Origin of the sequence: Kitasatospora sp. NPDC127116, assembly GCF_042677365.1 — a bacterium.
Taxonomy (GTDB): domain Bacteria; phylum Actinomycetota; class Actinomycetes; order Streptomycetales; family Streptomycetaceae; genus Kitasatospora; species Kitasatospora lactacystinica.
Window position 1 is genome coordinate 1 of the sequence record NZ_JBHXTL010000081.1, and the last position, 15,296, is coordinate 15,296.

Consider the following 15,296-nt stretch of genomic DNA (forward strand, 5'->3'; position numbering starts at 1 on the left):
GTCGTGGCTCGACCGCCATGTCCTCCCGGATCCCTATGCGCTGTCCCGCGGCCCGGCCTTCGGCCGCAGCAGGGCCGGCGTCGGCTTCGCGCCCGACAGCCGTACGGCGGCGCCGCGGGCGAGGTCGAAGGCGAGCGCCGGGTCCTCCGTGCGGGTCCACGGCGGGCTGCCGCACCACGGCCCGATCGCCCGGAACTGCTCCAGGGCGATGCGGTGGAGCCCGGCGATGCCCGCGTAGTGGGCGAGCAGGTGCCGCAGGTGCGGCAGCCGCTCGTGGTCCGGGCGGACCCGGGCCAGCGCGGCCGCGACCTTGCGCACCGGGTCCCTGCCCAGCTCGCCGCTCAGCGTGGTGCCGAGGGCGCCGCGCAGCTCCAGCTCGTACAGCGCCTGCAGGTAGAGGCCGGGCAGCGGGCTGCCGGCCGGGGCCTTTCTGAGCGCCCGCTTGGCGAAGGCCAGCATCTTCTTGTCCGAGCCGGACCACTTGGCGCACCAGTACTGCATGGCCTGCCAGTGGCCCTCGTAGTGGAACGGCGCCCGCTCGACCAGGCCGCGCCACAGCTCCTCGAACTGCTTGGGCGTGTACTGCGCGCCGCGGGCGGCGGTCACCATGACGACCCAGGGGCCCGGGTCGGCGGGGGCCAGGAGGGCGGCCCGCTTCGCGGCCTCGACGGCGGCGGGCAGCATGGCCCGGAAGGTCAGCATGGCCTCCTCGGGCACCTCGTGGGTGTCCCGGGAGCCGCGGACCGTCCAGGCCGCCTGCACCATCCGGCCGGCCTCCAGGGTGGCCGCGTCGCAGTTGCCCGGCTCGGCCGCGCGCCAGGTCTTCAGCCAGCTGTCGTTCCGGTCGGCGATGGAGTCCAGCAGGTCGAGCCGGTACCAGCGCTCGTCCCAGTCCTGCCCGGCGGCCTCGACGTACGCGGCGGCGGGCCTCCAGTCCCCGGCCCAGGCCGCCTCGGCGATCGCCAGGGACTCCTGGCGGAGGTGCGGGGGCGGCGGCGGCCCGGCGCGGCCCGGGTCGAGCCGGTCGCGGGGGGCCATGCCGTACGTGGGCGCGTCGAACTCGGTCCGGGCCCAGTTCCCGGCCTTGTTCCTGCGGAACCTGAGGACGGCGGCGAGGGCGAGCATGCCCAGCACGCCGAGGATGAGGTACGTCACGGCGGAGCATCATCCTTGATCGCGGCTCGTGCGGGCAACGGGACGGACGGGCGCCGTGCTCCGGTGACGGCGGGCGCGCGGACGGACGGCGGAAGAAGATCCAGGCTCTTGCCCCGGCCGAATTAGTCATCTTAACTATGCATTCAGAGGCGTTGATCCACTGCACGTCGTCATCGCCGGCTTCACGGGCACCCTTGTGTGCCGCCCTGGACCGCCCGAGCTCCAACGGATGCCGACCGTCCGTCACCCCGGGGTTCCGCGCGCGTTCGAAGCGATCCGTGCGATCCGATCGGGGGCCTCGGTCCGGGCGATCCGATCCGTACCACCGGGGTCACCGGCCGCTCCCCCCAGCGCCGCCACCGCGCCGTCGATCCCTGCAACGACCCTCCCCCAGGAAAGGTCTGGCCTTGTCGGAGACGTACGAGCCCCACGGCACCACCACCGACCAGGCGGACCCGCGTCCCGCGCTCGGGGCCGCCACCCCGGCGGCGGCCGGGGTCCGGCTCCCGGAGCCCGCGCCGGGACAGCAGCGGCTCTGGGCGCTGTCCCAGCTGGACGGCGCCGACGCCGCGTACAACGAGACCCTGGCCTTCACCCTGCGCGGAACCCTCGACCGGGCGGTGCTCGCCCGTGCGCTCGACGAACTGGTCTCCCGGCACGAGGTCCTGCGCACCCGGCTGGTCGCCGGCGGAGACGGCCTCCACCAGCTGATCGGTCCGTCCGACTCCGGCTACACCCTCGCGGTGGACGACCTGACCGGGCTCCCGGACGCCGGGGCGCGCGTCACCGCCCTGCAGCGCGCGGAGTCCGACACGCCCTTCGACCTGAGCCGCGGCCCGCTGGCGCGCGGCCGTCTGGTCGTCCTGGCCGAGCGGCACCACGTGCTGCTGCTGACCCTGCACCACGCGGTCTTCGACGGCTGGTCCATGACCGTGATGCTGCGTGAACTCGGAACGCTGTACACGGCGTTCCGTGACGGCGCGCACTCCCCGCTGCCGCCGCTGCCCCTGCAGTACGCCGACTACACCCGTTGGCAGCGGGAGTGGGCGTGCGGGGACGAACCGGCGGTGCAGGCCGCCCACTGGAGGGAAGCCCTCGCCGGCGCCCCGGCCCTGCTCGAACTGCCCACCGACCGCCCCCGACCGCCGGAGCAGGACCACCGCGGCGGCCGGGTGCCGCTCTCCATCGACCGGGAACTCGGCACCGCCCTCACGTCGCTCGCGCGCCGGCAGGGCGGGACCCTGTTCACGGCCGTGCTGGCCGGCTGGTCCGTGGTGCTGTCGCGGCTGACCGGGCAGAGCGACATCGTCGTCGGCGTCCCGACGGCCAACCGCCGCCGCGGCACCTTCTCCGACCTGATCGGATTCTTCGTCAACTCCCTGGCCGTGCGGGTCGACCTGGCGGACTCGCCGACCGGGTCGGCCGTGCTGAAGCAGGTGCGCGGCGCGCTGCGGGCCGCCCTGAAGCACCAGGACCTGCCGTTCGAGCAGGTGGTGGAGCTGATCAACCCGCCGCGCAGCACCGCCCACACCCCGCTGTTCCAGACCATGGTCGCCTGGCAGCCCTCCCGGAAGGGCCTGCTGGACCTGCCCGGGATCGAGGTCGAGCCGCTCGGCATCCCGTACGCCGGGGCCAAGTTCGACCTGGCCCTGTCGCTGGCGGAGGAGGACGACGGCCGGGTGGCCGGCCATCTGGACTACGCCGTCGCGCTGTTCGACCACCCGACGGCCGAGCGCTACGCGGGCTATCTGCTCCGGGTGCTGGCCCAGCTGGTCGACCGGCCCGACCTGGGCGTGGACGAGCTGGAACTGATGGACGAGGAGGAGCGCCGCCGGGTGCTGTCGGAGTGGAGCGGCGCCGACCGGGCCCACCGGGACGACGGCACCAGCCAGAACGACCAGGACGACCAGGACGACCAGGACGACCAGGACGGCCGGGACGGCCGGGACGACCGGGACGATCAGGGCGACCGCGCCGACGGGTCGGCGACGCCCGCCGCTGCCGCCCCGGCCGGGTTGGTCGAGCGCTTCCAGGCCCAGGTCCGAACCCGCCCCACCGCTCCGGCCCTGGTCCGGGACGGGGAGCGGCTCGACTACGCCGCGCTCGACCGCCGCGCCAACCGGCTGGCGCACGCGCTGATCGCCCGCGGCGTCGGCCCGGACCAGGTCGTCGGCCTGCACTCCGGGCGCTCGACCGAGCTGGTGGTGGGCGTCCTCGGCATCCTCAAGGCGGGCGCCGCCTACCTGCCGCTGGACCCGGGGCAGCCGGTCGAGCGGCTGGCCGCGATGGTCGAGGACGCGGCGCCGGCCCTGGTGCTCAGCGACGCCGACGTGCCGCCCGGGGACTGGCAGCCGGTGCGGGCGGTCGAGGCCGAGGCGGAGCGCGACGACGCACCGGGGATCACCGTCGGGCCGTCGCAGCTCGCCTATGTCATCCACACCTCCGGCTCCACCGGCCGCCCCAAGGGCGTGGCGGTGACCCACGGCAGCGTCCTCAACCTCTTCGACACCTGGCTGGCGCGCTTCGGGGCCACCCCCGGCGAGGCGGCCTCCGCCTGGTCGAGCATCGGATTCGACGCCTCGGTGCACGAGTTGCTGATGCCGCTCACCACCGGCGCCGTGCTGCACCTGGTCCCCGACGAGCTGCGCGGCGACCCGGAGGAACTGCTGGGCTGGATGCGCGAGCACCGCGTCGTGCAGGCCTTCCTGCCGCCCTCCTACGTCACGTGGATCGACGAGGACGCCGAGGCGCGCCTGGACGGGCTGGTGCTCCGTCAGCTGCTGACCGGGGTGGAGTCCCTCCCCGAGAAGGCGCTGCACCGCATCCAGCAGGCGCTGCCCGGCCTGCGTATCTGCTACGGCTACGGGCCCACCGAGGCGACGCTGTACAGCACCGCCTACACCGACCCGCGGCCGCTGGACCGGCCGTGCCCGATCGGCCGCCCCCTCGACAACACCCGCCTCTACCTGCTCGACCGGCGGCTCCGGCCGGTGCCGACCGGGGTGACCGGCGAGGTCTTCCTCGGCGGGGCGAGCCTGGCCCGGGGCTACCTGCACCGTCCGGACCTGACCGCCGAGCGCTTCGTCGACGACCCCTTCGCGCCCGGTGAACGCCTGTACCGCACCGGGGACCTCGCCCGCTGGCTTCCGGACGGCAACGCCCAGTACCTCGGCCGCGGCGACGACCAGGTCAAACTGCGCGGCTTCCGGATCGAGCCGGGGGAGGTCGAGGCCGCGCTGCTGGCCCTCCCCGGCGTGCGGGAGGCGGCGGTGCTGGCCGACCGCGACGCCGCGGGCGAGCTGCGCCTGGTGGCGGGCCTGGGCCGGGGCGACGCGGAGCCGCGCCGACCGCACGAGTGGCGTGCCGCCCTGGCGCGGCGGCTGCCGGACTACATGATTCCCGCGCTCTTCGTGGAACTGCCGCGGCTGCCGCTCAACCGCAGCGGCAAGCCGGACCGCGCCGCGCTGCTGGACGCGGCCCGCTCCGCGACCCGTGCCCGGGTGAACACGGCGAGCCCGCGGGACCACGTGGAGATGGCGCTGCACACCATCTGGCGGCGGGTGCTGCTCCACCCCGGCATCGGGATATCCGACAACTTCTTCGATCTGGGTGGCACTTCGATATCGGCCATCAAGGTGGCCCTGGCCGTCCGTGAGGAGTTCGGCGAGACCCTGCCGATCCGCGACCTCGTGCAGAACCCGACCATCGAGGCCCTGGCCGAACGGCTCCGGGCGGGGGCGTCGGGCGCACCGGACGGCAACCTGGTCGAGTTCCGCCGGGGGGACGGACAGCAGCGGGTGGTCTGCGTCCACCCGGCCGGCGGTACCGCCTTCTGCTACCTGCCGCTGGCCGCGGCGCTGCCCGACCGGGTCGGCGTCCTCGGGGTGCAGTCGCCCGGGATCAACCCCGGGGAGACGCCGCTGCCCACGGTCGAGGCCATGGCGGAGCAGTACCTGGCGCTGGTCGACCCCCGTCCGGACGAGGCGCTGGTGCTGTGCGGTCTCTCCTACGGCGGCCTGGTCGCCCACGAGATGGGGCGCCGACTGGCCCGGGCCGGGCACACCCGGTTCAGCGTGGTGCTGCTCGACACCCACGGAACCGAGGACACGGAGCAGCTCGCCTCGATCGAACCCGTGCCGATGGCCGAGTTCCGCGACAAGCTCATCAGGTTCAACGGGATGTACCCGGGGATCGAGGACGAGCAGATCGACCGGTACTTCCGCATCTACAACCACAACCGGATGACCGCCCGCGACTACCGGACGCCGCCCTCGCCGGCCCGGCTGGTGCTGGTCGAGGCCGCCGGGGACGCAGTGGCCGCCGGGAACGCGAACCGGGAACAGGAGGAGCAAGCGGCGCGTGCCGTACGCGCGTTCTGGCAGCGGCGCGCCGGCGGCGGCCTGCTGGTCGAGCCGGTCGCCGGCGGCCACTGGGACCTGCTGGAGAGCGCGGCGGTGCCCCGGATCGCCGAGCTGATCGCGGCCGAGCTGGACCGCCATCCGGTGCTCCCGCCCGCCCCGGCCGAGCCCGTACCCGGACAGCCGTCCGTCGCGTCCGTCGCGTCCGTCGCGTCCGCCGGGGAGGCCTGATGCCCGCCGAGAGCGCCGCGGGCGCAGCGCCCGGCACGCCCACGGCCACCGGCCTCGCCCTGGCGGTGCACGAGCAGGCCCTGCGCACCCCCCGGGCCGTCGCGCTGGTCGACGGCGACGTCCGGCTGGACTACGCGGGCCTGGAGGCCGCCGCCGCGGCGGTGGCCCGCGGGCTGCGCCGTGCCGGCGTCCGCCCCGGTGAGGCGGTGGCGGTCTGCCTGCCGCGCTCCTGGCAGCTGGTCTGCGTCATGCTGGGCGTCCTGCGGCTCGGCGCCCTGGTCGTCCCGCTGGACGCGCAGAGCCCGGCGGAACGCCGACGCCACATCCTGACGGACTCGTCCAGCGTGGCCGTGGTCCACGGCGGCACGGCACCCGACGACCTGCCGGTCCGGGTGCGCCCGCTGGAGGCGGCGGCGCTGCTCGCGGCCGGACCGGGCGACCTGGAGGCGGTCTTCACCGGGGCGCCGGTCTCCTTCCTCTTCTACACCTCGGGCACGACCGGCCGCCCGAAGGGCGTCGAGGTGCGGGACGCCGGCATCCTGCGGCTGGCGAGCCCGGGGTACATCCGCATCGAGCGGGGAGCCCGCTACTCCTGCCTGTCCAATCCGGCGTTCGACGCCTTGAGCTTCGAGGTCTGGGTGCCGCTGCTGACCGGCGGCTGCTGCGTCGTCCTCGGTGACGAGGCCGTCCAGACTCCGCACCGGCTGGCCGCCGCCCTGCTGCGGGAGCGCATCGACACGGCCTTCGTCACGGTGGCCCTGTTCAACGCGGTGGTGGACACGGAGCCGTCCTGCTTCGCCGGGGTCGGACAGCTGCTGGTCGGCGGGGAGCAGCTCAACGCCCGGCTGATCCGCCGCTGGTACCGGCACAACGCGGCGGCCCCCACCCGGCTGCACAACGTCTACGGCCCCACCGAGGCCACCACCTTCGCGCTGTGCCACCCGATCCCGCGGGACTTCGACGGGGACCTGGTGCCGATCGGACGGGTGCTGCCGGGGACCGGGGCCGTGCTGGTGGCCCCGGACGGCGACCGGGTCGCGGCGCCCGGGGAGGTGGCCGAACTCCATCTGTCCGGCGCCGGTCTCGCGGCCGGCTACCGCGAGCTGCCCGAGGAGACGGAGCGCCGGTTCGTCCGGCTGCCCTGGTACGACGACGGCCGCACGACGCACTACCGCACCGGCGACCTGGTGCGGGCCGGCGCCGACGGCCTGATCGAGTACGTCGGACGCGCCGACCGCCAGGTGAAGGTCCGCGGCTTCCGGATCGAGCCCGGCGAGCTGGAGCGGCAGATCGTCACGCATCCGGCGGTGCGGCAGGCGTACGTGTGCACCCGCAGGCGCGGGGAGGACGGACCGAACGAGCTGCTGGCGTACGTCGTGCTGGGGGAGGATGTCCCGTTCGAGGAGTTCGACCGCCATCTGGCGGCCGGACTGCCGGGCTACATGAGGCCCCATCACATCCACCTCGTGGACGCGCTCCCGCTGAACGCCAACGGCAAGGTCGACCGGGCCGCCCTGCTGCGCCGCGGCGACCGGCCCTGGCGCGGCCCGGAGGGCGACCGTCCGGGCGCCGCGGCCGTCACCGCGCGGCAGCGTGAGGTGCTGGCCCTGGCGGCCGAGGTGCTCGGGGTGCCGGACCTGCGGCTGGGCGACCGCTGGATCGCCTCCGGCGGCGACTCGCTCAAGGCGCTGCGGCTGCGCTTCGAGGTGCGCCGGCGCTGGGGCTGCGAACTGCCCCAGGCCCGCGTGCTGACCGGGGACGTGGCGGGGATCGCCCGGGCGGTGGCGGAGGCCGGAGCCGCCGACTCGCCGTACCCGGTGCCGCCCGCGCCGACCCGGGCACGCTCGGCGTCCGCCACCAGCGAGCAGCAGCGCCTGTGGCTGCTGCAGCAGCGGGCGCCGCGCTCCCGGGCCTACGCGGTGGAACTGGCCTTCCGCCTGGACGGCCCGGTCGACACCGACGCGTTGCGCGGTTCGCTGCGGGAACTGGTGCGGCTCCACGCGGCCCTGCGCACCGCCTTCGAGGCCGCGCCCGAGGGCCTGCGCCAGCTGGTCGGGGACCCGTACGACCCGTGGACCGAACCCGACCCGTGGACCGAACCCGGCGCGGGGACCGAACCCGGCCTGCGGGCCGAATCCGACCCGGGGGTGGTCGGCATCGGCGGCGAGGACGATGCGCGCGCCACGGCGGAACGTTTCTTCGCGGTGCCGTTCGACCTGGCCCGCCCCCGGATGCTGCGCGCCCGCTGGCTGCCGCAGGACGGGGGAGGGGTGCTGCTGCTCCACCTGCACCACATCGCGGTCGACGGCTGGTCGCTCAACGTCCTGCTGAACGACCTGTCGTCCGGCTACCGGCACGCCCTCGACGGCGCCGCCGAGGCCTCGCGGCGGACGGACACCGCCCCGGTGCCCACCCCGCTGGACTACGCCGCCTGGCAGGCCGACTGGTTCGCCGGCCCCGCCTACCAGGCCCAGCGCGCCGAACTGCGGGCCCACTACGCCCGGTCGGAGGAGGCGGTGGACCACGAGCCCGGTGACCCGGCCGGAGCCCCGCCCTTCTCCCGGGCCGGCCTGCTGCACACCTCGCTGGACGTCGTGCGGCGCGCCGCCGTGGACCGGATCTGCGCCGAACTGGGCATGACCCGCTTCGAGTTGCTGCTCGGCGTCTTCGCCTGGAGCCTGTACGGGGTGACCGGCTCGGCCAGGCCGCGGATCGCCGCACCGGTGGCCAACCGGCCGGTCCAGGAGTTCGAGGGCAGCGTCGGCATGTTCGCCAACACCGTGCTGCTGCCGCAGGCCGTCGCGCCCCGCGAGGAGCTGCGCCGCCAGCTGCTGCGCCAGGGCGCCGAAGCCCGCCGGGTGCTGGACCGCCAGGACGTGGCGCTGGCCGACGTCCTGGCCGACCGGGAGCCGGCCCGGGGCGACTCCCCGTTCGACTACCTGTTCGTCCTGGAGAACACCGACTTCGGCGCGCTGGCCCTGCCCGGCTGCGCCGCCCGCCCGCTGTGGTGGGCCCCGGCCGAGGCCAAGTGCCCGATGACGCTGTCCGTGGTCGAGCGCGAGGGCGGTCTCGACTGCCTGTGGGAGTACGCAGACGACCGCTTCGACGCCGCCGAGGCGGCGGCGATGGCGGGCCTGTTCCGGCGGGGTCTGGACCTGCTCGCCGAAGGCGGGACGGCGACCCCGGCCGAGCTCGCGGCACCCTACCGCCGCGCACTGCCGCAACCCGGTCGCGGCGCCCCGACGGTGCCGGCCTGGACGACGGTGGCCGAGGGCTTCGCCCGGCAGGTCGCCCGCACACCCGACGCACCGGCCCTGATGTCCGACGGCCGACCGGTGAGCTACGCCGAACTCGACGCCCACGCGGCGGCGCTCGCCGCCGAACTGCGGGCCGCCCACCCGCTGCCGGACGGGGACGACCGTCCGTGCTGCGTCGCGCTGCACCTGGGGCCGTCGGTCGAGCACGTGGTGGCGCTGCTGGCGCTGGCCAGGCTCAACGTGACCATCGTGCCGCTCGACCCGTCCTATCCACCGGTCCTGCGCCGCCAGGTGCTGGACCAGGTGGAGCCGCTGTGCGTGCTGCTGCCCCCGGGCGGTGACCCGGAGTTCGACGCGGTCGACCCGGGCCGCGTCGCGCGCCACCCGGTGGTGCTGTCACCCGCCGCGCCCGCCGCGCCCGCCGTACCAGCCGTACCAGCCGCGGCCACCGCCCCGGCGCACCGCGGGGCCCGACCGCTCTACACCCTGTTCACCTCGGGCTCCACCGGTGTCCCCAAGGGCGTTCAGGTGTCCGACCGCACCCTGTGCAACCTGCTGCAGTGGCAGGCGGAGTCGGGAGGACTGGCGGCCCCGGCGGCCACCCAGCAGTTCTCCATGCTCTCCTTCGACGTGTCCTTCCAGGAGGTCTTCGGAACGCTGTGCGCCGGCGGCCGCCTGCACCTGGTCCGGCCCGGCTGGCGGCAGGACGCCCCCGCGCTGCTGGAGCAGCTGGAGACGGCCGGCGCGGAGCGCGTCTTCATGCCCTACGTGGCACTCCAGCTCCTCGCCGAGCACGGCGTCCACCTGGGCCGCTACCCCTCGCGGCTGCGGGAGGTGGTCACCGCCGGCGAGCAACTGGTGTGCACCGAGGCGATCCGCCGCTGGTTCGCGGGCCTGCCGGGCGCCCGGCTGTTCAACCACTACGGCCCGACCGAGACGCACGTGGTGAGCAGCCTGTGCCTGGACGGCGATCCGGCCCTGTGGCCGGAGCGTCCCGCCATCGGCCGGCCGGTGGCCAACGCGGTGCTCACGGTGGTCGACGAGGCCGACGAGCCCGTTCCCCCCGGCCGCGCCGGCACCCTGCTGATCGGCGGCACCATGGCGGCGCGCTGCTACCTGGGAGACCCGGCGCTCAACGAGGCGCGCTTCGTCGAGCTGCCCGGCGTCGGCCTGTGCTACCGCAGCGGCGACCGGGCCCGCTTCGACCGGCAGGGCCGGCTGCACTTCCTGGGCCGGGACGACGACCAGATCAAGCTGAGCGGACACCGGCTGGAGCCGGGACAGGTCGAGGCGGCCCTGCTGCGGCACCCGGACGTCGTCAACGCCGTGGTGGTCCGCGACGGCGAGGAACTGGTGGCCTGCCTGCAATGCCGTGGGGACGCGCCCACGGTCGAGGACCTCACCGCGCACCTGGCGCCGATGCTGCCCGGCCACGTCCGGATCGCCCGCTTCCGGGTGGTGGGGGAGCTGCCCAGGACCCCCAGCGGCAAGCTGGACCGCCGGGGCGCGCTGCGCTCCGCCGGGCGGGAACTGCGCCGCCCGACGGCCCGCGCCGCCGGCCTGTCGGCGCGCGAGGCCCTGCTGACCGAGGCGTTCGAGGCGGTCACCGGCCTGGCGATCGACCCGGGGCAGACCTTCTTCGACGCCGGAGCCTCCAGCCTGGGCCTGATGCGCTTCCAGCTGCGCTGCACCACCGAAGCGGGCCTGCGCTTCACCGTCGCCGACCTGTTCGAACACGTCACCGTACGGGCGCTGGCCGACTTCCTGGACCGGTCGGCAACGGCCGCGGACGGCGGACCCCCACGCGCCGCCACCACGGGCCCCACCGCCGCCACCGAGGCCACCACCGCGGGCCCGATCGCCCCGGACGAGCCGATCGCGGTCGTCGGCATGGCGGTACGGCTTCCGGGCGCGTCCGATCTCGCCGCGTTCTGGCGGATGGTCACCACGGGCGGCACCGGCATCGAGCACTTCGACGCCGCCGACGGCCTGGTCGGGGCGCGCAGCCAGTTGGACGGCCCCCTGGACTTCGACCCGGACCACTTCGGCATCGGCCGGCAGGAGGCCCGGCTGATGGACCCCCAGCAGCGGCACCTGCTGATGAGCTGCGTCGAGGCCCTGGCACACGCCGGTATCGCCGACCCGTCGGGTGCGCGCGTCGGCCTGGTCGCCGGAGCCGGTGAGAGCACCTACTTCCAGTCCATGCTCCGCGAGGCCGACCCCGAACGCCTGCCCGACGGCTTTCAGTTGGCCCTGCACCACGACAAGGACTTCCTCGCCACCAAGGCGGCCTACCACCTGGGGCTGACGGGGCCCGCCTTCACCACCCAGGCGGCCTGCGCCAGTTCGCTGGTGGCCGTCCACGTCGCCGCCGGGATGCTGCGCCAGGGCGACGCCGAGGTGATGCTGGCGGGCGGAGTCCTGGTCGACCCGACCCTGACCGGCGGATACCGCCACCGGCCGCAGCACATCTTCTCCGTGGACGGTCGCTGCCGACCCTTCAGCGACGACGCGAGCGGCACCATCGGCGCGAGCGGCGTCGGTACGGTGGTGCTCAAGCCGCTCCGGCTGGCCCGACGCGACGGCGACACCGTCTACGCCCTGATCACCGGCACGGCGTTGAACAACGACGGCTCCGACAAGCTGAGTTACAGCGCCCCCTCGCTCGCCGGGCAACGCGAGGTGATCCGCGCCGCCCTGCGCCGCAGCGGCCGCAGCGCCGCCGACCTCGGCTATGTCGAGGCCCACGGCACCGCCACCCGGCTCGGCGACCCGGTCGAGGTCGGCGCCCTGCGCCAGGCCTTCGACCTGGACCGGTCCGGCCACTGCGCGCTGACCTCGGTCAAGAGCCAGATAGGACACCTGGGCGCGGCGGCCGGCGTGGTCGGGCTGGTACGGGCCGCGCTCGCGGTCCACCACGGCGTGATCCCGCCCAACGTCGGCTTCCACGCTCTCAATCCGCAGCTCGGCGCCGACCCCACGCCGTTCTACGTCCCCACCGAGGCCCGGCCCTGGCCCGCGGACCGGGACAGGATCGCGGCGGTGAGCAGCTTCGGGATCGGCGGCACCAACGCCCACGCGGTCCTGGAGGCCGACCGGCCGGCCCCCGGGACGACGGGCGCAGCGGGCCCGACGACGGGCGGATCGGGCCCGACGACGGGCGACGCGGCGCCGGGCACCCCCGTGCCTCCCTGCCTGCTGCTCTCCAGCAGCAGCGAAGCGGGCCTGCGCGCCGACGCCGCCCGGATCGCCGACTACCTGGAGGCCCGGCCCTCCGCCTATCCGCAGGTGCTGCGCCACCTCCAGGCGGGCCGTCCCGCACGCCGCCGACGGCTGGCAGCGGTCTGCCCCGACGCCTCCGCCGCCGTGGCCTGGCTGCGCGGCGCGGGCCGGATCACGGACGCGGCAGCGGGGGAGGCCCACGCAGGGGCACCGGTTTCGAGCGAAGGCCTCACCGTCGAGGAGACGGCCGCGGCCTGGCTGTCCGGCGAGCGGATCGACTGGCCCGCCGGCCCTGCCCAGGCACCGTGGGACTTCCCGCCGCCGGCCTTCGAGCTGGCGGAGTTCGACTTCCCCCGCGCCACGGCGGCCCCGGTCCCGGCCGGCCCGGCCGCCGCCGACGTTCCGCGGCGCCTTCCGGAGGACGCCTGGCTGCACCAGCCGCACTGGGCGCGGCTGCGCCGAGCGGGCTCGGCGATCGGCTCGCGCACCTCCCGGCCGCTGGTGCTGCTCACGGACGGACCGGCGCCCCCGGAGGCGGTCCGCGCCTTCGAGGCCGGCTACGCCCGGGTGGTGCGGGTCCGTGCCGCCGGGGCGTTCGCCCGGCTGGGCGACGACGCCTACGAGGTCGACCCGGCCGACCCCGCCTCGCTCGGCCGGCTTCTCGACGCACTGGCGGGTACGGGTACGGGCACAGGTTCGGGTGCGGGCGAGGACGGCATCGACTGGGTGCACGCGCTGCCGCTGGGGATCGGCGGACCGGTCGGCCGGGACAGCCTGGCCCGGGCCCGCTGGGCCTGTCTGGACACGCCGGCCGCACTGCTGCGGGCCGTGGCCGACGCGGCCGGGCCACTGCGGCTGAGGCCGTGGTGGCTGTCGTACCGGGCGAGGCCGGTGGACGGCCCGGTGGAGCGGCCGGAGGCGGGCCTGCTGGCCGGTGCCGCCGAGGTGGCGCCCCAGGAGGGAGCCGGGGCGGGCCACTGGGTCGACGTCCCCGGTGCGGACCCCGCCCACTGGGCCGTACCGCTGGCGGCACTGCTGGCCGGGGCCGCGACCCCGGCGGCCGCGGCCGCCCTTCCGGGCCGGCTGGCGCTGCGCCAGGGCCACTGGTGGGAACAGGTCACGCTGCCGGTGTCCACGGCCGGCCCGGGCCCCGTCGGGCTGCCTGTCGGAGGCGTGCACCTGGTCCTGGGCGGCACCGGCGGGATCGGCCGCAGCATCGCCGGCTGGCTGCTGGAGAACGGCGGCGCCCGGGTCCTGCTGCTGGCCAGGAGTCCGCGGCTGCCGGAGGAGCTGACGCCCTGGGCCGACCGGGTCGAGCTGGTCGAAGCCGATCTCGCCGAGTCGGCGCCCGAGGAGGTGATGGCCCGTATCGGCCGCCGCACCGACCGTCTCGACAGCGTGATCCACGCCGTCGGGGTGGCGAGCGGCGGCATGATCGCCCGGCGCGACGCCGAGGCGATGGGGCGGGCGTCCGCCGCCAAGCTGCAGGGCGCGCTGCTGGTCGAGCAGGTGATCGAGCGCTACCGGCCGTCGGTGGCGGTGTACTGCTCGTCGATGTCCGCGGAGCTCGGCGGTGTCGGCCAGTTCGACTACGCGGCCGCCAACAGCCTGCTCGACGGCTTCGCCCAGTACTGGTCGTCCGGTGACGCCGGGACCACGGTCCGGCTCGGCGTGAACTGGGACGTGTGGAGCGAGGCCGGCATGGCGCTGCGCGCGCCGCGGGCCGACGCACGCCACCGGGCGCACCTGTCGGTCGGGCTGACGGTGGCCGAGGGCAAGCGGGTGTTCGCGCGGGCCATGGGACTGCAGCTGCCGCAGGTGCTGGTCTCCACCACCGACCTCCACGCGTCCCGCGCGTTCTACTCGGCGCCCGGCGCCGGGGCCCTCGTGCCGCCCGCTCCCGCCCTGCCCACCGAGACCGGGCCGTCTGCTGGCGCCGCGCCGTCCGCTGGCGCCGCGCAGGTGCTCACGGGGACCGCGCCGGTGTCCGCCGGAGGCACCGTGGGGGCCGAGACGGCCGACGGCAGCGCGGCCCTCCTGCTCCGCGACCGGCTGTGCGACTGGCTGGATCTCGACCGCATCGATCCCGACGCCCCGCTCTACGACCTGGGCGCCGACTCGCTCACCCTGCTCGACCTGATCGGCCTGGTGAAACGTCACTTCGATGTAGAGCTGGAACTGTCACGGCTCAGCCACCGGGTCTCCCTCAGCGAGATCCTCGCCCGGCTGTCCGAGGCGACACCCGCCGGGGCCGTCGCCACGGAGGGCGTGGTTCCGGAGGTCTGGCAGCAGGGCACCGGAACCGACGTGCTGTGCCTGGTGCACCCGGTCGGCGGCGACATCCAGGCCTACCGGTCCCTGGTGTCGGCACTGGGCCCCCGGCCGACCGTCTGTCTGATCGCCGATCCCGCGCTGGAACGGCCCGGGACCGCGGACTGGACACTGCCCGAGCGGGCCCGCCGCTACGCCGCCGCCCTGCGGGCGCGCTTCGCGGACGGCACCCGGCGGCTGCACCTGGCCGGTTGGTCCTTCGGCGCCTGGGCGGTGATGGGGATGGCCGCGGAGGCGGAGGCGATCGGCCGGCCGGTCCACGGCGTCCACCTGATCGACCCGCCGCCGCCCGGTTCCGGCGGGCTCTTCCAGGAGTACGACGACGCGCAGCTCCAGGCGGTGTTCGCGCACGAGCTCGGCCAGGGCGGGTCGGTGCCGGCCGGTGCCGAGGCCCACGGCTACGCCGAACGTCTGGTCCGGTGCTGCCGGGCCAACCTGCGGAGCATGGCCGACTACCGGATGCCGATGCTGAGCGCCACGCCCAGCCGGCTGTGGCTGGCCGGGCGGCCGGTGGAGGGGCTGCCCTGGGCGGGGTCGCCGGAGCGGCAGCGGGAGCTGTGGCGCCCGTACCTCCCGGAACCCAGCACCTGGCACCGGCTCGACACGACGCACTACGGCATCGTCCGCCCGCCGCATGTGCACGCGGTGGCGGCGGCGATCGCCGAGGCGTCGGACGACCCGCCCGGGGACCGCGTCGACCGCCCCCGGGCGTGATCCGGCGCGCTCCCCGCACCGGCGGTCC

At 75.6% G+C, this 15,296-nt stretch carries 3 protein-coding genes; 2 read left to right on the forward strand and 1 reads right to left on the reverse strand.

Features of this window, described 5'->3' with window-relative positions:
* Positions 1 to 33 precede the first annotated feature (33 nt).
* On the reverse strand, positions 34 to 1,155 hold the full coding sequence (locus tag ACFVHV_RS28340; RefSeq protein ID WP_380354586.1) for a hypothetical protein: 1,122 nt from the start codon (positions 1,153 to 1,155) through the stop codon (positions 34 to 36).
* Positions 1,156 to 1,562: 407 nt separating this feature from the next.
* Here ACFVHV_RS28340 and ACFVHV_RS28345 point away from each other — a divergent pair, with 407 nt between their 5' ends.
* Positions 1,563 to 5,744, forward strand: coding sequence for an amino acid adenylation domain-containing protein (locus ACFVHV_RS28345; RefSeq protein WP_380354588.1), 4,182 nt, complete (start codon positions 1,563 to 1,565; stop codon positions 5,742 to 5,744).
* Positions 5,744 to 15,268, forward strand: a complete 9,525-nt coding sequence (locus tag ACFVHV_RS28350; protein WP_380354591.1) for an amino acid adenylation domain-containing protein — start codon at positions 5,744 to 5,746, stop codon at positions 15,266 to 15,268. Before ACFVHV_RS28345 ends, ACFVHV_RS28350 begins: the two co-directional genes overlap by 1 nt.
* Positions 15,269 to 15,296: the final 28 nt, after the last annotated feature.

Excerpts from the sequence above, each read along its gene's own strand:
- ACFVHV_RS28350 (WP_380354591.1), top strand. The coding sequence starts at position 5,744 with ATGCCCGCCGAGAGCGCCGCGGGCGCAGCGCCCGGCACGCCCACGGCC.